The following is an 18094-nucleotide window of genomic DNA, read 5'->3' as shown; positions in this document are numbered from 1 at the left end:
ACTACCACCGCCAGGTGGGCGGCTACTACGGCGGCCCCCACCGCATCTGACGGGGCACCACCCGAGCGTCCGGGGCCCCCGCGCGCGAGCCCGCCCTCGCCGGCCCCCGGCCTCCGCGCCGAGCCGGACCCTTCGCCCTTCCCCTACTCCGCCCACCGCACGCCGAGTTCGGCGAGCGCCGCGAGCTGGTCGGCACTCAGCCGGTCCCGCCGCGTCTTCTGGTTCATGAGCCACACCCCGGTGCGGTGTACGCCGCCGTCGGGGAGGCGCTCGACGTGCGCGCGCGCCGGTACGCCGCCCCCTTCCCTCCGCACGTACTGTGCGAGGGCTTCGAGGCCCCTCAGGAAGGCCGCGCGGCCGGGAGCGGCCGCCGCCGGCTTCGAAGGGGTCCTGCGGGCCCGTACGGCCGCCTTCACCCCCAGCTCCCCGAGCCTGCGCCGCTGCTCCCCGGTCAGCCGGTTCCAGTCACGACGCTGCGTGGCGAGCCAACGTCCGATGTCGTCGCCGTGCCGGGTGACCCCCGGCACGATGTCGTCGAGCCGAGCCCCCGCCGCCAGCGCTTGTCGCAGGTAGGTGTGGTGGCGTTGCCAGTCGACGGTCCATCCCAGCGCACCCGGGTTCCAGTCCGGATCGACGGCTACCAGCTCGGCCTCCCGCCGGCGGGCCCGGACCGGGTCCTTGCCGAGCCCGCCGGGCCGGCGGATGTTGGTGAGCCACTGCCCGACCCGCCTGTCGAGGGAGGTGGCGTGCCGCGGGGCGGCCAGGGTGCCGTGGAGCTCGTGGTAGGCGCGGGCCGCGGCGAGGTTCTCCGCGAAGCCCGCGTCCGCGGTGTCCCACACGATGCCCAGTTCCTCCAACTCGGCCGCCCGCCCGCCGCTCATGGTCCCGCCCCGGTACGCACGCCGCTGGTCGGAAACCCACCTCCCGAGCGGGTACGCGCCCTCGAAGTGCTCGTACGGAACCTCCAGGTGCCGCTCCCGCTCCCGGTACCGGTACGCGGCCTCGGCCCCCCGGCGCCAGTCGACGCGCTCGGTGTCGATGACCTGGTAGGTGATCCACTTCGCGATCAGCGCCGGATCCCTGGGGACGGCGAAGCGGAGCAGGAGCCGGTCCTCCTCCTCACCCTCGGCGGGCGCCGACCCGATCGGAAGCGACGGCCGCACGACCCGCCTGCGGGGTTCCTGCGGAACCGCGAGCATTTCCACGGCCCGTTCGTCGTGGGCCCGAAGGCCTTGCAGAACCCGGATCAGCGGGCGGTAGGACCGGGAGGACAGCATGTCCTCCGGCCTTTCCCCCGCGGCCAGGAAGACGGGCACGATCAACGTGGCGGTCTTCCCCTCCCCGGGCCGCTGCCGCAGAGCCCGGCCGATCGCCTGCACGATGTCGACGGCGGACCCCCTGGGGTCGATCAGCGCGACGGAGTCCGTGGCCGGGATGTCGACACCCTCCCCCAGGACCCGACAGTTGGCGAGCACGGCCCGGTCGGCCCGCCGCCCGAAGTCACCGAGAACGGCCTGCCGGCGCTCGCTCCCGTGCTCCCCGCACAGCCACCCCGACCACACCCGATCGGCGTGCCGCACGGGATCCACCTGACGCAGCCGGGCCGCGACCCGGCCCAAACCCTCCGCGAAGGCCTGCGCCTCGACCGTCCGGTGATGGAAGGAGATCGTCGTCCTCAACCCGTGCGCGGCCATCGTCTCCAGCAGCGCCGTCTGCAGGGCGGCGAGCCGCTCACCCCGCAGCCGCTCCGCGTAGCGCTCCTCGCCCACCAGCCGGTCCGGCGTGACCTCGGGATCGGTCAGCTCGACCACGACGACCTGGTACTTCGCCAGCAGCTTCCGCGAGATCGCCGACGCCAGCGACAACTCGTGGACGACCGGCCCGAACACGCTCTCATCGTCCATCGAGCACGCGAGCTCCCTCGGCAGCCGGTCCCACACCCTGCGGGTCGGCCCGGCCGTCTCACCGTCCACCACCTCCTGCTGCGCCTCGTACAACTCCAGCTCCGCCCCGCTCCGGGGCGGGCGCTCGGCCCAGACCCGAGGCGTCGCGGTCATGTACAGCCTGCGCATGGCCGGGACGACCTCCTGGCGGTGCACGTCCGCCCACGCCTTCCCCGCCGACCCGGACGTACGGTGCGCCTCGTCCACCACCACCAGGTCGAACACGTCCATCGGCAACCCGTACTCGCCCCGGTGCGCCTCGGCGACGACGCCGAGGGACGCGTAGGTGGCGTAGACGGTGACCTGCCCGCGGCCGTGCCACAGCCCCAGCTGCGGCGCCGACGTCGTCGAGCGGACCCCCAGGCCCGACAGGGTCGGGTCGTTCTCCAGCGAGCACACCGCGACCGCCGGCCCGTCGTGCCCGGCGAGCCGCCACTCCCGCACCGTCTGGGTCAGCAGGTCCAAGGTCGGCAGCAACACCAGCACCCGCCCGTGCCGCGCCAACCGCATCGCGGCGGCCGCGGCGATGAACGTCTTCCCGGTTCCGCACGCGGCCACCACCGTGGCCCGCAGACCCGCCTCCGGAATCCGCTTCCCCGGCGGAATGTCCAGCCCCCGAACGATCGCTTCGACGGCTTCTTCCTGGTGGGGACGCAAGGTGATCGTGCGGGTCTGCGGCATGGAGGCTCCGTCGCTACGGTGCGGCCCGAGGCCGTATCGGACGGCTGCGGGCTTCGCGGTCAAGGTCGACTGTCCCATCCGTAGCCGGCTGCGGGCCACGAGCCCCTCCCGCGGTCACGGTCGTGGTCAGGCGCCCGGCCGCCGTCGAGCGAGCGGGGGTGCGCCGTACCCGGGCAAGCGGCGGCCTGGTTGTCGCCCCGGCACGGACCGAGGCTGGGGTCACCACCCACCCCGCAGGGACACGTCGGAGCAGGCCCCTGCCCCGGCACGACGGACAGGACCCCTCCCCTTGACTCCCCCCGACACCACCAGCCCCGCCGTACTCGAACAGCTACGGCGCCGGTCCGCCGACCGCGAGCGGTCCCGCATCCTGTTCACCGGCGCGACCATCGTCACCATGGATCCCGACCTCGGTGTCCTCCACGGCGCGGACCTGCTCGTCGAGGGCGCGACCATCACCGCGATCGGCACCGACCTGAGCCCGGACGGCGCCGTGGTCGTCGACGCCACCGGCACCGTCCTCGCCCCCGGCTTCGTCGACACGCACCGACACGCCTGGCAGAGCCAGCTGCGCCGGACCATGCCGGACGTCGACGACCTCGGCGCCTACGTGACGTCCACCCTCGCCGGCCACGCCACCGTCTACCGGCCCCACGACATGTACGTCGGCACCAGGCTGGCCGCACTGACGGCGATCGACAGCGGCATCACCTGCATGCTCGACTTCTCCCACAACTCGCGCACCCCCGAGCACTCCGACGCCGCCGTCCAAGCCCTCGTCGACACCGGCATCCGAGGCGTGCACGCCTCCATGGGCCCGCACTTCGGTGATTGGGACCACCAGTGGCCCGGCGACCTGGCCCGCCTCAAGGAGCGCCACTTCGCCGGCGACGACCAACTGCTGACCCTGCGGCTGGCAGCCCTCGCCACCGACGCGATAGCCGGCCAGGCCCTCGCCTACGGACCCGAACTCGCCCGGATCGCACAGGACTTGGGGATCGGAGTGAGCGTGGACGCCGTCTTCGGGACCGCCTCCTCCGAGGCCGTCCTGAGGTGGGCGAAGGCCGGCCTCCTCGGCCCGGACCTCACCCTCATCCACGCCACCGGCCTGACCCCGTCCGCGTGGCGGGCGATCGGGGACAGCGGCACGACCATCGCCCTGGCCCCGACCTCCGACGCCCAGATCGGTCTGGAGACGGCGATCCCCGCGATCGACGAGGCCCTCTCGGTCGGGGTGCGCCCGGGCCTGAGCATCGACGTCGAGGTGGCGCTGGCCGGCGACATGTTCACGCAGATGCGGGCACTGCACACCATCCAGCGGATGCGCGCCGTCAACGCCGTCCACGGCACCGACCGACAGCCGGTCCGCATCACCACCCACGACGTCCTGGACTTCGCCACCCTCCAGGGCGCCCGCACCAACGGCCTGGCGGACGTCACCGGCTCGCTCACCCCGGGCAAGAAGGCCGACCTGCTGGTCATCCGGGCCGAGGACCTCAACAACATGCCGCTCAACGATCCGATCGGCACCGTCGTCCTGGGCTCCGACGCCCGCAACATCAGCGCCGTCCTCGTCAACGGCGTCGTACGCAAGTGGAACGGCCAGGTCCTCGACGTCGACCTGCCCGCCCTGCGCGACGAGGTCCACGCCTCACGGGAGTACGTGCTCCACACCGCCGCCGCCTGACCCGGACGCCATCCCCGTCCGTCCGTCCATCGACTACCTCGACGACCTGGGCTTCTGGGCGTACGGCGAATTCCGGGACGGCACCCTGCACCACGCCGGATACCGCTTCACCCACCGCTGACCACACGGCACGACACGGCACGACACCGCACGGGCGCTGCCGTGATCCGGTCAGCGTTCCGTCGCGGAACCCTGGTGGCGCGTGGCGTGAAGGCTCCCGAGCAGGGCGAGCGCCTGGGCACCGGGGCTGTCCGGCTCGGCCTGGTAGACCACCAGTTGCTGACCCGGGGCCCCGCGCACGTCGAACGTCTGGAAGGTGAGCGAGAGCGGCCCGACGTCGGGGTGGAGGAGCTGCTTGCCGTCACGGGTCTTGCCGTACACGGTGTGCGAGGACCACAGGGCGGCGAACTCCTCGCTCTCCCCGGCCAGGGAGCCGACGAGGTCGTGCAGGTTCCGGTAGTGCGGGTCGAGGCCGGCGGCGTGGCGCAACGCGGCAACGACCGCCTCGGCCGCCCGTTCCCACCGGGTGAAGAAGCTCCGGGCGGCCGGATCGAGGAACGTCATCCGTGCCAGGTTGTCCACGCTCTCGAACGGCGAGAACAGGGCGTCCGCCAGCGCGTTCGACGCCAGGAAGTCGGTGGCCGGGTTCAGGACGAACGCCGGGGCGTTCGGGTACCCGTCCAGCAATTGCCGCAGCGCGGAACCGACCGTCTCCCGGGGCCGCGGCCGCACACCTTCCGGTACGGTGCCGGCCAGTCGGAACATGTGTTCCCGCGCCTCGTCGTCCATCCGCAGGGCGCTGCTGATGGAGTCGAGGATCTGTGGGGAGGGGCTGCGCTCGCGGCCCTGTTCGAGACGGGCGTAGTAGTCGCTGTTCATCCCGGCGAGGACGGCGACCTCCTCCCGCCGCAGCCCAGCCACCCGGCGGGCGCCGTAGGAGGCCAGCCCGACGTCACCGGGCCGCAGGCGGGCGCGGCGAGCGCGCAGGAAGTCTCCGAGATCGTTGCTGGTCACCCCCCGAGGCTAGGCCGCCGCCCCACGACGTGCCTGGGTGCGCCGCACCCGGGCACGCCTGCCGCGTCAGGTGGACGCCGACCCCGACCCCGACGCTGCCACCGATCAGTCCCCGGTCGTCCCGTCGAGCAGCTCGCGCAGGATGTCCAGGTGGCCGTTGTGGCGGGCCGTTTCCTCGGTGAGGTGGAGCAGGATCCAGCGCAGATCGACGTGGAGGCCGCTGCGGACGGGCCGTCGGGCCTTTTCGTCCAGGCCGTTGCCGGCGACCAGCTCGCGGTAGCGGGCGCTCTGCGCGGCGTACTCGTCGAGCAACTGCGGGAGCGGGAAGTCGACGGCGATGCGCATCTCGCGGTCGGGGTCCTCATCGGTCCAGGGGCCCCCGTCCTCCTCGCCGAGGAACACCACCTGGAACCAGTAGTACTCGACCCAGCGGAGGTGGTTGATCAAACCGCTCATGGTCATCAGGGGTGAGCCGGGTAGGAGCGCCTTGCGCGCGTTCTCCGCGGAGACGCCGGCGCACTTGGCGCGGGCGGTGTCACGTGTGTAGTCGAGGAACGTGGTGAGCTGGGTGCGCTCGTCCCACGCGGGCGGCGTGTCGCTGATTCTGGTCATCGCCCGAAGCGTCCCCGATCGGCTCGGACGAGTCGAGGCATTTATCGATCACGGACCCGGGCCCCGGTGGTCGGTCAGGTCGGTGTGCCGGCGAGGAGGGCGAGCAGGCGGTCCCAGTGGCGCCGCGACCCCGAGGAGTTGAAGGCGTGGGTGTCGGACATGGTGAAGCCGTGGACGGTGCCGGGGTAGATCTCGGTGGTATGGGCGACACCCGCGGCGTCCAGGGCCTCGTGGAGGGCGCCGAGCGTCTCGGGGGTCATGTCGCCCTCGGCGAGGCCGAGGTGGACCCGGGCGGTGATCCGGGGGAACAGGTGGTGCGGGCTGTCGGGCGCGGCGGTCACCAAGGGGCTGGGGTGGAAGCCCGCGACGGCGGCCACCTGATCCGGGTGGGCCGCTGCCGTACGCATCGCCAGGGCCGCGCCCATGCAGTACCCGATCACGGCGACCGGTCCGGGATCGACCTCGGGCCGGGTGGTGAGGAACCTCAGGTACGCGTCGGCGTCGCGCAGGATCCGTTCGGTGGTGTGCGCCTCGATGAAGGGCATCAACCGGCCGATGACCTCGGGCCGGTTCTCCTTCCCGATGTACGCGGGAAGCTCGATCACCGGTGCCGGGCCGTGCCGGTGGTAGAGGTGGGGAAGGAGCACGTAGTAGCCGTGTTCGGCCAGCTCACGGGCCTTCCCCTCCAGCTCGGGCCGGGTGCCGAAGGCGTCCGCGTACAACAGCACGCCAGGGTGCCGCTCGCCGTCGTCGGGGAAGGCGGCGAAAGCGTCGGCCCGACCGTCGGGAGTGGGAATCTGCAGAGTCTCGGTGGGGATGGCGGATCTTCCTTCCGTGAGTTCACTCGGTCACATCAATTGTTCGTGACACCAACGATGTCGGCACGGCTGAACGTATATCGTTGGTCGGACTAACGCAACGGGTAGGATCGGCGCCATGGTCAGAGCCGAACCCGTGGACACGCCCGACGGCGAAGGCCCCGAGACGCCCGACAGGCTGCGTCGACGGGCGAGCCGACTGTTGTCACAGCTGTCCGCGCGCTCGGACCGGCTCATCACCGAAGGGCTGGCCCGGGCCGACGGCCGCAAGTGGCACTACGCCGTACTCGCCTCACTGGAGGATCACGGGCCGGGCAGCCAAGCGACCCTGAGCCGGCGCACCGGCATCCACCGCAGCGACATGGTCGGCGTGCTCAACGAACTGACCGAACGCGACCTCGTCGCGCGGGCGCCGGACCCCGACGACCGTCGCCGCAACGTCATCACGATCTCCGCCGGTGGCCGCCGGCACCTGCGCCGCCTCGACAAGGTCCTGGACGACCTCCACGACGAACTGCTCGCACCGCTGAACCCGGCCGAAGGCGCCGAGTTCGTACGACTGCTCACCCGCCTGCTGGACCACCATGCCGGCCCCCCCGACCCGGCGTAGCGGATCCGCGGGGCCCTCGGGGGGTATCCCCTCGGGGATCGCGGGACGCCGTCCGATCGGCGGCCCGACGTACGGACCAGTGGTGCCGGCAGCGGCCACACGAGGAGGATCCTGTGCCATCGCCCTGCGACCCCGAGTACGCTCCCCCCGGCGATGTGGGTGCGGCGCTCATGATGATCGACTCGCGGCTCAAAGCCGTGTACGACGGCAGGACCGAGACCGACCCCGAACAGCGGGCGTTGATCGACCAGCTCGCCGGATCCATGGACGCCGAGGGAGTCCGTGACCTGCTGGACGGCGCGTGCACGCTCATCTACATGTTCATGACGTGGCTGCGCAAGGCGCACGAGGACCAGGACAAGGACGTCATCGAGTACGTGGTGCCGAACCTGGTGGCCTCGCTGCGCGCGATGCCCAGGAGCGTCCGCCCGGAGACCGTCCCCACCATGGCTGGCATGGTCATCGCCGCGGGCACCGACCTGAGCCCCAACCTGTGGCGCCGGCAGTACGGAGACTGGACCCAGGCCGAGATGAACCCCCTGGAGGCCACGGCCTTCCTCCTCGCGGAGCACATCAACAGGATCACCGATGACCGCGACTTCGCCACTCGCCTGATCGCCAGGGCGCTGTCCGCCACGGACCAGGACTGACATCCCGCTTCGGCCCGCCGGGCCGCCGCGCCGAAGGGGGACGGGGAAAGACAAAGGCAGGGAGATGCTGCTCTCCCTGCCCCTCCAACGTATAGCGCACCGGGGGGCTTGCGGCAAGGCCCGGGTGGTGGCGGAGAATCGTCAGCCGCTACTTCCTCTACAAGCAGGCCCTGTTGGGGGAGGCGGAGCGCCTCGTGCGGGCCGAGGTGCTCGCCGAGAAGGAGGACGCCTTCTACCTCTGATCTTGGCCAGTGCTCCGCCCTTTAGGGCGGGGGTGAAGGCCATCCTTGGAGCGGAGGCGCGAAGCGCCGGAGTTCGCTGCGCCTCCGCCGTGACGGTCAGACGGGTCGCTTCTGGTTCTCGATGTACTGCTTGACCACGGTCAGTGGTGCACCGCCGCAGGACCCGGCGAAGTAGGAGCCGGACCAGAAGTGTCCGCCCCACAGGTACAGGCGTACGTGCGCGTCGTACTCCTTGCGCAGCATCCGAGCGGACACTCCCTTGAGGGAGTTGACCAGCTTCGAGAGCTGGACCTTCGGGGGGTAGTGCACGAGCAGGTGCACGTGGTCTTCCTCGCCGTTGAACTGCTTCAGCTCGGCCTCGAAGTCCGCGCACACCTCACGCATGATCTCTTCGCACCGCGTCAGCATGGCGTCGGTCATGGCCTTGCGCCGGTATTTCGTGACGAAAACCAAGTGGACGTGCAGGTTGTGGACGACGTGGCGGCCTGTGCGTACATCGGGATTAGGGCTCCATCGTGGTGACATAAACCAAAGGGTATGGTGATCGACGTGCAGCTTCGGTACAGCTTCCGTGTGTACCCGAGCGCCGGTCAGCGCATGGCGTTGGCGAGGGCGTTCGGGTGTGCTCGGGTTGTCTTCAACGACGCCCTTCGGGCCCGTGAGACCGCCCGAGCCGCCGGGCTTGCGTTCATCCCGTCCGGCGAGCTGTCCAAGCAGCTCACCACCTCGAAGAAGACCCCCGAGCGGGCATGGCTCGCCGAGGTGTCATCAGTCGTGTTGCAGCAGTCCCTGCGGGACCTGGACACCGCCTACAAGAACTTCTTCGACGGTCTCAAGGGCAAGCGACCCAAGGTGGGACCGCCCCGGTCCAAGTCCCGCAAGGACACCCGGCAGTCGGTCCGCTTCACCGCCAACGCCGGATGGAAGATCACGACAGGAGGGAAGCTCCGGCTCCCCAAGGTCGGTGACGTGCCGGTTCGCTGGTCTCGCTCCCTGCCGTCGGTTCCGTCCACGGTGACCGTGGTCAAGGACAGCGCGGGCCGGTACTTCGCGAGCTTCGTGGTTGAGACCGAGCCCGAGGCGCTGGCCGCGACGGACAACGTGGTCGGCATCGACCTGGGCCTGACCCACTTCGCGATCTTGTCCGACGGTACGAAGATCGACAGCCCGCGCTTCCTGCGCCGGGCCGAGAAGAAGCTGAAGAAGGCGCAGCAGGATCTCAGCCGCAAGGCCAAGGGATCGAAGAACCGGGCGAAAGCCCGGATCAAGGTTGCCCGCGCCCATGCACGGACCGCCGATGCGCGGCGCGAGTTCCACCACCAGCTCTCCACGAAGATCATCCGCGAGAACCAAGCGGTTGCAGTGGAAGACCTGGCGGTCAAGGGACTCGCCCGCACCCGTCTCGCGAAGTCCGTGCACGACGCCGGATGGTCGGCGTTCACCACGATGCTGGAGTACAAGGCCGCCAAGTACGGCCGGACTCTCATACGCATCGGACGCTTCGAGCCCACGTCTCAGGTGTGCTCGCAGTGCGGCGTCAAGGATGGCCCCAAGCCCCTCCACATCCGTGAGTGGACGTGCGGCGCGTGCGGGGCCGTCCTTGACCGGGACATCAATGCGGCGGTCAACGTCGCCCAGGCGGCCGGACTGGCCGTGTCAGCCTGCGGAGCGCGGGTAAGACCGGGACTCGTCCCGGCACAGCGCGAAGAAACAGGAACCCACCCGAAGGTGAGCCGGGCATCCGGCAGCCAGGCAGGAATCTCCGTCCTTTAGGGCGGAGAGGATGTCAACTCACGTTCCAGGAACTCCACGACGCCGTGCGCTCGCACCGGGTCGACGACCTGCTCATCCGGCGGCGCAAGGAGGCGTTCCGCTCGTACCACGCGCTCACACCGCCCCGGGTGCTCACCTCGGACGGCGAGGCCCTCACCGGGGCGTACCGGCGCGACGACGCGCCGGCCGGCGCGCTGATCGGCGTACCGGTGTCCGCCGGGACCGTCGAGGGACGGGCCCGCGTCATCCTCGACATGGCGGAGGCCGATCTCGAAGCGGGCGACATCCTGGTCACCACGTTCACGGACCCCAGCTGGTCGCCGCTGTTCGTCGGGATCGCGGGCCTGGTGACGGAAGTGGGCGGCCTGATGACCCACGGCGCGGTGATCGCCCGGGAGTACGGCTTGCCGGCCGTCGTGGGCGTCGAAGGGGCCACCCGCCTGATCCGGGACGGGCAGCGGATCCGCGTACACGGAACCGACGGGTACGTCGAAATCCTGCCGTGACCGCCCCACGGCCCGACCCGCCGGCCGGACGCGCACCCCACCGGGGCATGACCCGGGCGGGGCGCGCGTCCGCCCCGCGGTGGACACGGTCCGCCGCGGCGGACGATGCGCGGCCGCCGTGTCCACGACCAACATGTGGGTCATGACCACAGCGACCGCTCCGCTGCCCGCCGCCGTCCCCGCGCCCCCCTGGGCCCGCCGCGCCGCCCACGCCATCGCCCTGTGCGCCGTCCCGTCCGGCCTCTGGCGCATCGCCATGGCGTCCGGTGTCCACGTCGGCTACAGCGACCAGGTCCTGCGGGACGTCTACGACATCCCGGGCTGGGGCATCGCGTACGTCGTCGGCCTCTCCGTCCTCGCCGAACTGGCCGCCCTGTTCCCGCTGCTCCTGGTCGGCGACCGGTGGCGGCCGATGCGCCCCCGGGCCCTCGCCGTGCTCTCCTGGACGGCCTCGGTCGTTCTGCTGCTGGTGGCACTGGGGCAACTCGTGGTCGTCTTCGCCCCGCTGTTCGCCATCCCGCCCCTGATGACGGCGGTGACCTGGTCGTACACGAAGCGACAGCGACAGCGGTGGTGACAGCGATGGTGACAGCGATGGTGACCGCGATGTGATCGCCCCGTCCCTCAGTGACCGCGGTGGGCGTTGAGCCGGGCGGCCTGGCGCGTCAGGTGGTCGCGCTCGGCGAGGTTGGATGCCTTGTGGGCCGCCTCGGCGTACAGCCGGGCAGCCGTCGCCCGGTCGCCGTCGCGTTCGTGCAGGTACGCCGCCACCGCCGAGTACCGGGGCAGCGAGGCGTCCAGCGTCGCGAGAGCCGCCAGTCCCGCGCGCGGCCCGTCGGCCTCCCCGACGGCGACCGCGCGGTTGAGCCGTACCACCGGGCTGTCGGTGAGGCGCGCGAGCTCGTCGTACCACTCGACGATCTGCACCCAGTCGGTCTCCTCGGCGGCGGGCGCGTCGGCGTGGAGTGCCGCGATGGCGGCCTGCGCCTGGAACTCGCCCAGCCGGTCGCGGGCGAGGGCCGTCCGGAGGATCCCGATGCCCTCGGTGATCAACACGGTGTCCCACCGGCCGCGATCCTGCTCGGCCAGCGGCACCAGGCTGCCGTCGGACGCGGTCCGGGCGGCACGCCGGGCGTGGTGGAGCAGCATGAGGGCGAGCAGCCCCGCCGCCTCGGGGTGGTCGACGGCGTCCGCGAGCTGCCGGGTGAGCCGGATGGCCTCGGCGGCGAGGTCGACGTCGCCGGAGTAGCCCTCGTTGAAGACCAGGTAGAGGACGCGCAACACGGTGGCGACATCGCCGGGCCGGTCGAGGCGCACGCCGGAGACGGTGTGCTTGGCCCGACTGATGCGCTGCGCCATCGTCGCCTCGGGCACCAGGTAGGCACCGGCGATCTGACGGGTGGTCAGTCCACCGACGGCGCGCAGGGTGAGCGCGACCGCGGACGCCGGGGTCAGCGACGGGTGCGCACACAGGAAGTAGAGCTGGAGCGTGTCGTCCGTCGCGGGCGCCGGTCCCGGAGTCGGCTCCTCCTCGACGCGGCCCTCCCGCCGGCGGCGGGAGACATCGGCGCGCGTCGCGTCGAGGAACTTGCGCCAGGCCACGGTGACCAGCCAGCCCTTCGCGTCCCTCGGGGGGTCGCCCTCCCACACCCGGAGCGCCTCGACCAGCGCGTCCTGCACGGCGTCCTCGGCCGCAGCGAAGTCGGCTCCGCGGCGGACGAGGACGGTGAGCACGCTCGGTGTGAGGCGCCTGAGCAGGACCTCGTCCATCGGCGGTGTCACTCCGTGATGGTGGGCGGCGCGGTCAGGAACGGGCGTACCTCCAGCCACTCGTGGATCGGCTTGCCGCCGGCTCCCGGCGCGGCCGACAGCTCCCCGGCCAGCTCGACGGCCCGCTCGTAGCTGTCGACGTCGATGATCATCCAGCCGGCGATGAGGTCCTTGGTCTCGGCGAACGGCCCGTCGGTGACGGGCGGGCGCCCCTCGCCGTCGTAGCGGACCCACGCACCCTCGGGGGCGAGCGCCTGACCGTCGACGAACTCGCCGGTCTTCTCCAGCCGGCCCGCGAAGTCGCCCATGTACCGCACGTGCGCGGAGATCTCCTCCGGCGTCCACCGGTCCATCGGCACGTCGTTGGCCGGGGCCGGGGCACCGCGGTAGTGCTTGAGCAGCAAGTACTTGGCCATCGTGTTTCTCCTCACTGGTGCGACCCATTCTGGTCGCGTTCACCACGGGGACGGAGCGGGCCACGGGTTCTCGACATCACCGCCGCAATCCTTTTCGGCGTGCTCGGCCCCCTCAGGTGTCGAAGCGGTGGCGGGAGGCCTCGATGTGGCCCAGGTACCGGTGGGTCCAGTCGCACAGCCCGTCGATCGTCACGCGCAGGGCCTGCCCCGGCTCGGTGAGCGTGTACTCGACCCGTGGCGGCACGACGGGGTACACGGTCCGTGTGACCAGGCCGTAGCGCTCCAGCATCCGCAGGTTCTGCGTGAGCATCTTGTGGCTGATGCCCTCGACCCCGTCCCGCAACTCACCGAAGCGCAGGGTTCCTTCGCCCAGGGCCTCGATGATCAGGAGGGCCCATTTGTTGGCGACGTCCGAGAAGATCTCGCGCGCCAGGGAGTCCGCGCGCCTCAGATCCGCTTCGTCGGGCGAGCCCGCGAACTGCTTGGTCACCATGAGGTACCCCAGTCACTAAAAAGTGCGTTCTTCCACGTCAGACGCCACTCTCCTACGGTTCCCCAGTAACTGCAAGAGATCATTGGACGCCCCGTCCGACGGCGGCAGGGAGCCCGCGGGCTCACGTGAGAAGGAGGCGGGCCGCATGGCCGTCACGCTGCTGAACCCCGAGGGACTGCCGGAGATCGATGTCTACCGGCAGGTGTCGATCGCGACGGGCACGAAGCTGGTCTTCATCGCCGGGCAGGTCGCCTGGACCGCCGACGGGGTCACGGTCGGCGAGGGCGACCTCGCCGCGCAGGTCGAGCAGTGCTACCTCAACGTCGCCACCGCGCTTGCCGGGGTCGGCGGATCCTTCGACGACGTGGCGAAACTGAACGTCCACGTCGTCGACTGGACCCCCGACAAGATGCCGCAACTCCTGGAGGGGATCGCTCGGGCGTCCGCGAGGCTGGGCGTCACCCCGGTGCCACCGGCGACCATGTTGGGCATCGCGGCCCTGGACGTACCCGCGCACCTGGTGGAGGTCGAGGCCATCGCGGTGCTCGACTGATCGGATCCTTCGCGGTGCCCGACTGATCGGATCCACCGCTGTGCCCGACTGACGGGAACCCCCTTGGCCGGTCCTCGCGGGGTGGTCCTCCCGGCAGTCGGGCATGTCCGCGTCCGCGGCGTGTGCGAAGTCGGCGAAGGCTCCGGCGTGTCGGGGCATGGAATCACGCGTGAGGAACCCGGCGTTCGCGCCGACGCGTTCAGCCGTCCCGAAGCCGTGATCCGCGAACCCACCGGCAGGTCCGGGCCTTCATCCGAAGCTTTCACTTCAGGTCAATGCAACGCTCGATGGGGAGTTGTTGCGTTACTTCGTTAAACCATTGCAACGAATACCACCCTTTCACCTGCATGTATGGCAGTTCTGCGCAACGAAGTAGTTGCCGAGTTCATAAAGGCAACGTAGCTTTTCACTCATCAGAAACAACAAGCCGGAGGAAGTCATCATGCAGAAGTTCGCCACCCCCGCCGCCGTCTCCGCCGTCCTCGACATCCCCGCCGGACGCATCCGGCTCGTCGCCGCCGACCGCGCCGACACCACGGTCGAGGTCCTGCCCGCGGACGACTCCAGGAGCCGCGACGTGGACGCCGCGAAGCGGATCACGGTCGAATACGGCGACGGCGTCCTGCGGATCGCGGCCCCGGCACCGAAGAGCAGGATCCGAGGCAACTTCGGAGCCGTCGACGTGGTCGTCCACCTGCCGGCCGGTTCCCGCGTCGAAGCCAAGGCGGCCGCCGCCGAGTTCCGGGGCGTCGGGCGGCTCGGCGACGTCACCTTCGAGGGCGCCCAGGGCTCCATCGAGCTCGACGAGACCGCGAGCGCCCGCCTCACCCTCCTCGCCGGTGACATCACGGTCGGCCGACTGGGCGGCCCCGCCGACATCCGCACGCAGAAGGGCGACGTCCAGGTCGCCGAGGCCGCGAACGGAACGGTCGCGCTGCGCACCGAGGCCGGCGACCTGTCGATCGCCGCCGCCGCCGGAGTCTCCGCCTCCATGGACGCCGGCACCGCCCACGGCCGGATCAGCAACGCCCTCAAGAACACGGGCGCCGCCGCCGACCTGAACATCCACGCGACGACCTCGTACGGCGACATCACCGCCCGCAGCCTCTGACGAACCGCCCGCAACCCCCGATCCTCCGCAACTCCCGATCCTCCGAACCCATCCAAGGAGCAGCACCCCTCATGACGAACCTGGCCATCGCGGCGCGCGGGTTGCGCAAGTCCTACGGTGACAAGACGGTGCTCGACGGCATCGACCTGGCGGTCCCGGCGGGCACGGTCTTTTCCCTCCTCGGCCCCAACGGCGCCGGCAAGACCACCGCCGTCAAGATCCTCTCCACCCTCATCACCGCCGACGCCGGCGCCCTCCACGTCGCCGGCCACGACCTGGCCACCGACCCCGGAGCGGTACGCGCCGCGATCGGAGTCACCGGCCAGTTCTCCGCCGTCGACGGCCTGATCACCGGCGAGGAGAACATGCTCCTCATGGCGGACCTGCACCACCTCAACAAGAGCGAGGGGCGCCGCACCGTCACCGACCTGCTGGAACGCTTCGACCTCACCGACGCCGCCGGGAAACCCGCCTCCACCTACTCCGGCGGCATGAAGCGCCGCCTCGACATCGCCATGACGCTGGTCGGCAGCCCGCGGATCATCTTCCTCGACGAGCCGACCACCGGCCTCGACCCCCGCTCCCGCCACAACATGTGGCAGATCATCCGCGAACTGGTCACGGACGGCGTCACCGTCTTCCTCACCACCCAGTACCTGGAGGAGGCCGACCAACTCGCCGACCGCATCGCGGTCCTGAGCGACGGCCGGATCGCCGCCGAGGGCACCGCCGCCGAACTCAAGCGCCTCGTCCCCGGCGGACACGTCCGCCTCCGCTTCAGCGACCCGGCCACCTACCGGTCCGCCGCCGCCACCCTCCCCACCAGCACCCGCGACGACGAGTCCCTCTCCCTCCAGATCCCCAGCGACGGCAGCCAGCGCGACCTGCGCGCCATCCTCGACCGGCTCGACACGGCCGGCATCGAGGCCGACGAACTCACCGTCCACACCCCCGACCTCGACGACGTCTTCTTCGCCCTCACCGGCAACACCACCGTCCCCGCCCAGAGCACCCAGACCGCCCAGCCGGCCCAGCCGGCCGAGTCCAAGGAGAACGTCCGATGAGCACCCTCTCCCTCGCCGTACGCGACTCCGCCACCATGCTGCGCCGCAACCTCCTGCACGCGCGCCGCTACCCCTCCCTCACCCTGAACCTGCTGCTCACTCCGGTGATGCTGCTCCTGCTCTTCGTCTACATCTTCGGCGGCGTGATGAGCGCCGGCCTCGGCGGCGGCGCCGACCGCTCCGCCTACATCGCCTACGTCGTCCCCGGCATCCTGCTCATGACGATCGGCTCCACCGTCATCGGCGCCGCGGTGTCCGTCTCCACCGACATGTCAGAGGGCATCATCGCCCGCTTCCGCACCATGAACATCCACCGAGGATCCGTCCTCATCGGGCACGTCATCGGCAGCGTCCTGCAATCCGTCGCCAGCGTCGTCCTCGTCGGCATCGTCGCCGTGGCCATCGGCTTCCGCTCCACCGACGCCACGGTCCTGGAATGGCTCGCCGCCTTCGGGCTGATCGTGCTGTTCGCCCTGGCCCTCACCTGGATCGCCGTCGGCATGGGCATGGTCAGCCCGAACGCCGAGGCGGCGAGCAACAGCGCCATGCCCCTGATCCTGCTGCCGCTCATCTCCAGCGCCTTCACCCCGATCGACGCCATGCCGGGCTGGTTCCAACCGATCGCCCAGTACCAGCCCTTCACCCCCGCCATCGAAACCCTGCGCGGCCTCCTCCTCGGCACCGAGATCGGCCACAACGGATGGCTCGCCGTCGCCTGGTCCATCGCCCTGGCCGCCCTCGGCTACCGCTGGTCCACCGCCTCCTTCAAGCGCGACCCGAAGTAACCGCAGTGACAGCGGGCCACCTCCCGCACCGCCTCCGCCCCAGGGGCGGCGTACCCCGACACCCCGTCGGAGCACGCCGCCCCTCTCGCGTCCGGCCCGGTCACCGGCCGCAACCCCGCGAGGTCCAGCTGCCCAGAGGTACGGAAGCCCTCGCTCCGCACCCGCCGCCCCGTCCCACCCCGAGGACGGATGGGAGGGGCCCGGGTGATTGGGCGGGTCTCCAAGCCAGTCGGATGTGAATGGAGTTCAAAGTGAAGAGCCTTGTGCGGGGCACCGTGTGTGCGGTGGCGTTGATGACGCTGCTGACCGCCTGTGGTGGTGACACGGAGGACGCGGCCAAGGTCGGACTCGACGGCGTGGGCAAGAAGGACGAGTCGGCCGGCGCCCAGAAGCTGCTGTCGGTGATGCCGACCAACAAGAGCGTCAGCAACGGCCTCGTCAGCTTCGGCGGTGAGGACGCGGTGGTGCTGGAGGGTGATCAGGCGCGCCGACCGTGCGAGGAGGGCACCAGTACCCCGTGCGACGGGCTGGTGGGTGTGGGCCGCAAGCTGGTCGTGGCCAAGGATGCGACTGACCGGCAGATCGAGTTCACCCTCTACTCGTTCGGGGCCCAGGATGCCGCGGAGGCGGCGTCGACCGCCCTGGTGAACAGGACCTTCGCGCGCAAGGACTCCTCTGGGGATTTGCCGTTGGAGATCGGCGCGGACGAGACGGAGGTGTTCAACATCCGCGGGGGCAGGGCCGACGTGATCCTGCGTGTCGGCAACGTGGTCGCCTACGTGAGCGCGGCCAGGAAGGAGGACCTGTCGAACGCGGCAAAGGTCCAGGTCGACCTGATCAAGAAGGCCGCCTGACGATCCGATGTGCGCCGGGCCGTCGAATCGGTGGGCGGGGTGCGCAGTTCAACGACTCGGTGCTCGTGTTCGCGTGGACCGGCAGGCAGATCGAACCGCCGTAGCGATGGTCGACCACTTCGCGTCGGGCTCCCGGGACGCCGACGCCTCCACGGACGCCTTCTTCGACCCCGCCGGACAGGACCTGCTCACCAACCTCCTGCTCGCGGCCTCCGCCGCCGACGACCGCCCCGAGTTCGACCCCCGCGCGATGCCCCCCCGGCCGGGCACTCGTCCTGGCCTCCGGCACCCAGCCGGTCCTGGTCGAGACGATCCCGTGGTGGGAGGGCCCGTACGCCCGCGAGGTCAAGGCCTCCCTGTCCATGCACGACCCGGGCGCCAACAACGCGAGAACGCCCGGCAGGGTATCCCTGCCGGGCGTTCTCGCATTGGTGCGGCTCAGTACCAGTGGTGGGTCTGCCAGAAGTTCCAGGCGCCGACGGGGCTGCCGTAGCGGGAGTTCATGTAGTCCA

At 70.8% G+C, this 18094-nt stretch carries 18 protein-coding genes and 2 pseudogenes; 12 read left to right on the top strand and 8 right to left on the bottom strand.

Translation table 11 applies throughout. The annotated features are described in order from the left end of the window. Window positions 1-143: 143 nt before the first annotated feature. Window positions 144-2624, bottom strand: a complete 2481-nt coding sequence (locus NOD94_RS33530) for a DEAD/DEAH box helicase (RefSeq protein ID WP_281209960.1) — start codon at window positions 2622-2624, stop codon at window positions 144-146. A gap of 289 nt (window positions 2625-2913) precedes the next feature. On the opposite strand from NOD94_RS33530, the gene NOD94_RS33525 reads away from it, so the two are divergent. Together NOD94_RS33525 and NOD94_RS33520 are read left to right on the top strand one after the other, a co-directional pair. After that, window positions 2914-4311, top strand: coding sequence for an amidohydrolase family protein (locus NOD94_RS33525; RefSeq protein ID WP_281209959.1), 1398 nt, complete (start codon window positions 2914-2916; stop codon window positions 4309-4311). A gap of 28 nt (window positions 4312-4339) precedes the next feature. Next, window positions 4340-4432 (top strand): annotated as a pseudogene (locus tag NOD94_RS33520) (Atu4866 domain-containing protein); the annotation flags it as partial. A gap of 50 nt (window positions 4433-4482) precedes the next feature. On the opposite strand, the gene NOD94_RS33515 reads toward NOD94_RS33520, so the two are convergent. The 3 genes from NOD94_RS33515 to NOD94_RS33505 all read right to left on the bottom strand — a co-directional run bounded on the left by NOD94_RS33515 (window position 4483) and on the right by NOD94_RS33505 (window position 6755). After that, entirely contained in the window at window positions 4483-5325 is an 843-nt protein-coding gene (locus tag NOD94_RS33515; RefSeq protein ID WP_281209958.1) for a helix-turn-helix transcriptional regulator, read from the bottom strand. A 105-nt stretch (window positions 5326-5430) separates the two neighbouring features. After that, window positions 5431-5937: a DinB family protein gene (locus NOD94_RS33510; protein ID WP_281209957.1), complete on the bottom strand. Its 507-nt coding sequence runs from the start codon at window positions 5935-5937 to the stop codon at window positions 5431-5433. Window positions 5938-6011: 74 nt separating this feature from the next. Next, a complete protein-coding gene (locus NOD94_RS33505; protein WP_281209964.1) occupies window positions 6012-6755 on the bottom strand; it encodes a dienelactone hydrolase family protein in 744 nt (247 codons plus the stop codon). 118 nt (window positions 6756-6873) lie between these two features. Here NOD94_RS33505 and NOD94_RS33500 point away from each other — a divergent pair, with 118 nt between their 5' ends. Together NOD94_RS33500 and NOD94_RS33495 are read left to right on the top strand one after the other, a co-directional pair. After that, entirely contained in the window at window positions 6874-7365 is a 492-nt protein-coding gene (locus tag NOD94_RS33500) for a MarR family winged helix-turn-helix transcriptional regulator (protein WP_281209956.1), read from the top strand. Window positions 7366-7478: 113 nt separating this feature from the next. Beyond that, window positions 7479-8015, top strand: coding sequence for a hypothetical protein (locus tag NOD94_RS33495; protein WP_281209955.1), 537 nt, complete (start codon window positions 7479-7481; stop codon window positions 8013-8015). Between the two features lie 338 nt (window positions 8016-8353). Here the strand turns inward: NOD94_RS33495 and tnpA are convergent, their stop codons facing one another. After that, window positions 8354-8782 carry an IS200/IS605 family transposase gene (gene tnpA, locus NOD94_RS33490; RefSeq protein ID WP_281209954.1) on the bottom strand — a complete coding sequence of 143 codons (429 nt, stop codon included), beginning with the start codon at window positions 8780-8782 and terminating at the stop codon, window positions 8354-8356. Between the two features lie 24 nt (window positions 8783-8806). Between tnpA and NOD94_RS33485 the strand changes: the two genes are divergently transcribed. From NOD94_RS33485 to NOD94_RS33475, 3 genes and pseudogenes are all read left to right on the top strand, one after another. Continuing rightward, window positions 8807-10030, top strand: a complete 1224-nt coding sequence (locus tag NOD94_RS33485; RefSeq protein WP_281209963.1) for an RNA-guided endonuclease TnpB family protein — start codon at window positions 8807-8809, stop codon at window positions 10028-10030. Between the two features lie 17 nt (window positions 10031-10047). Next, window positions 10048-10536 (top strand): annotated as a pseudogene (locus NOD94_RS33480) (PEP-utilizing enzyme); the annotation flags it as partial. 133 nt (window positions 10537-10669) lie between these two features. Beyond that, complete coding sequence (locus NOD94_RS33475) at window positions 10670-11113, top strand: hypothetical protein (protein WP_281209962.1); 444 nt, start codon at window positions 10670-10672, stop codon at window positions 11111-11113. A gap of 47 nt (window positions 11114-11160) precedes the next feature. On the opposite strand, the gene NOD94_RS33470 is transcribed toward NOD94_RS33475, so the two are convergent. From NOD94_RS33470 to NOD94_RS33460, 3 genes are all read right to left on the bottom strand, one after another. Then, on the bottom strand, window positions 11161-12306 hold the full coding sequence (locus NOD94_RS33470; protein WP_281209961.1) for a DUF6596 domain-containing protein: 1146 nt from the start codon (window positions 12304-12306) through the stop codon (window positions 11161-11163). 8 nt (window positions 12307-12314) lie between these two features. Then, the gene (locus NOD94_RS33465; RefSeq protein WP_281209953.1) at window positions 12315-12722 is read right to left on the bottom strand and encodes a YciI family protein; all 408 of its coding nucleotides are present in this window, start codon (window positions 12720-12722) and stop codon (window positions 12315-12317) included. Between the two features lie 112 nt (window positions 12723-12834). Further along, entirely contained in the window at window positions 12835-13215 is a 381-nt protein-coding gene (locus NOD94_RS33460) for a helix-turn-helix domain-containing protein (RefSeq protein ID WP_281209952.1), read from the bottom strand. 145 nt (window positions 13216-13360) lie between these two features. On the opposite strand from NOD94_RS33460, the gene NOD94_RS33455 reads away from it, so the two are divergent. The 5 genes from NOD94_RS33455 (at window position 13361) to NOD94_RS33435 (ending at window position 17582) form a co-directional block, all read left to right on the top strand. Beyond that, window positions 13361-13768: a RidA family protein gene (locus NOD94_RS33455; RefSeq protein WP_281209951.1), complete on the top strand. Its 408-nt coding sequence runs from the start codon at window positions 13361-13363 to the stop codon at window positions 13766-13768. Window positions 13769-14210: 442 nt separating this feature from the next. Further along, entirely contained in the window at window positions 14211-14879 is a 669-nt protein-coding gene (locus NOD94_RS33450; RefSeq protein WP_281209950.1) for a DUF4097 family beta strand repeat-containing protein, read from the top strand. A gap of 71 nt (window positions 14880-14950) precedes the next feature. Beyond that, entirely contained in the window at window positions 14951-15943 is a 993-nt protein-coding gene (locus NOD94_RS33445; protein WP_281209949.1) for an ATP-binding cassette domain-containing protein, read from the top strand. Next, window positions 15940-16728, top strand: a complete 789-nt coding sequence (locus tag NOD94_RS33440) for an ABC transporter permease (RefSeq protein WP_281209948.1) — start codon at window positions 15940-15942, stop codon at window positions 16726-16728. Before NOD94_RS33445 ends, NOD94_RS33440 begins: the two co-directional genes overlap by 4 nt. Window positions 16729-16979: 251 nt before the next feature. Beyond that, a complete protein-coding gene (locus NOD94_RS33435) occupies window positions 16980-17582 on the top strand; it encodes a hypothetical protein (RefSeq protein WP_281209947.1) in 603 nt (200 codons plus the stop codon). The last annotated feature ends 512 nt before the right edge of the window (window positions 17583-18094 follow it).

The organism is Streptomyces sp. Isolate_45 (genome assembly GCF_024721315.2).
In the GTDB taxonomy this organism is placed as follows: Bacteria; Actinomycetota; Actinomycetes; order Streptomycetales; family Streptomycetaceae; genus Streptomyces.
This window is presented reverse-complemented; position numbering and strand designations above follow the sequence as displayed.

Bases quoted from the DNA above. Each gene is read 5' to 3' on its own strand.
- NOD94_RS33530 (WP_281209960.1), bottom strand. From the start codon at position 2,624: ATGCCGCAGACCCGCACGATCACCTTGCGTCCCCACCAGGAAGAAGCC.
- NOD94_RS33510 (WP_281209957.1), bottom strand. From the start codon at position 5,937: ATGACCAGAATCAGCGACACGCCGCCCGCGTGGGACGAGCGCACCCAG.
- NOD94_RS33500 (WP_281209956.1), top strand. From the start codon at position 6,874: ATGGTCAGAGCCGAACCCGTGGACACGCCCGACGGCGAAGGCCCCGAG.
- tnpA (WP_281209954.1), bottom strand. From the start codon at position 8,782: ATGTCACCACGATGGAGCCCTAATCCCGATGTACGCACAGGCCGCCAC.
- NOD94_RS33475 (WP_281209962.1), top strand. From the start codon at position 10,670: ATGTGGGTCATGACCACAGCGACCGCTCCGCTGCCCGCCGCCGTCCCC.
- NOD94_RS33470 (WP_281209961.1), bottom strand. From the start codon at position 12,306: ATGGACGAGGTCCTGCTCAGGCGCCTCACACCGAGCGTGCTCACCGTC.
- NOD94_RS33465 (WP_281209953.1), bottom strand. From the start codon at position 12,722: ATGGCCAAGTACTTGCTGCTCAAGCACTACCGCGGTGCCCCGGCCCCG.
- NOD94_RS33460 (WP_281209952.1), bottom strand. From the start codon at position 13,215: ATGGTGACCAAGCAGTTCGCGGGCTCGCCCGACGAAGCGGATCTGAGG.
- NOD94_RS33455 (WP_281209951.1), top strand. From the start codon at position 13,361: ATGGCCGTCACGCTGCTGAACCCCGAGGGACTGCCGGAGATCGATGTC.
- NOD94_RS33450 (WP_281209950.1), top strand. From the start codon at position 14,211: ATGCAGAAGTTCGCCACCCCCGCCGCCGTCTCCGCCGTCCTCGACATC.
- NOD94_RS33445 (WP_281209949.1), top strand. From the start codon at position 14,951: ATGACGAACCTGGCCATCGCGGCGCGCGGGTTGCGCAAGTCCTACGGT.
- NOD94_RS33440 (WP_281209948.1), top strand. From the start codon at position 15,940: ATGAGCACCCTCTCCCTCGCCGTACGCGACTCCGCCACCATGCTGCGC.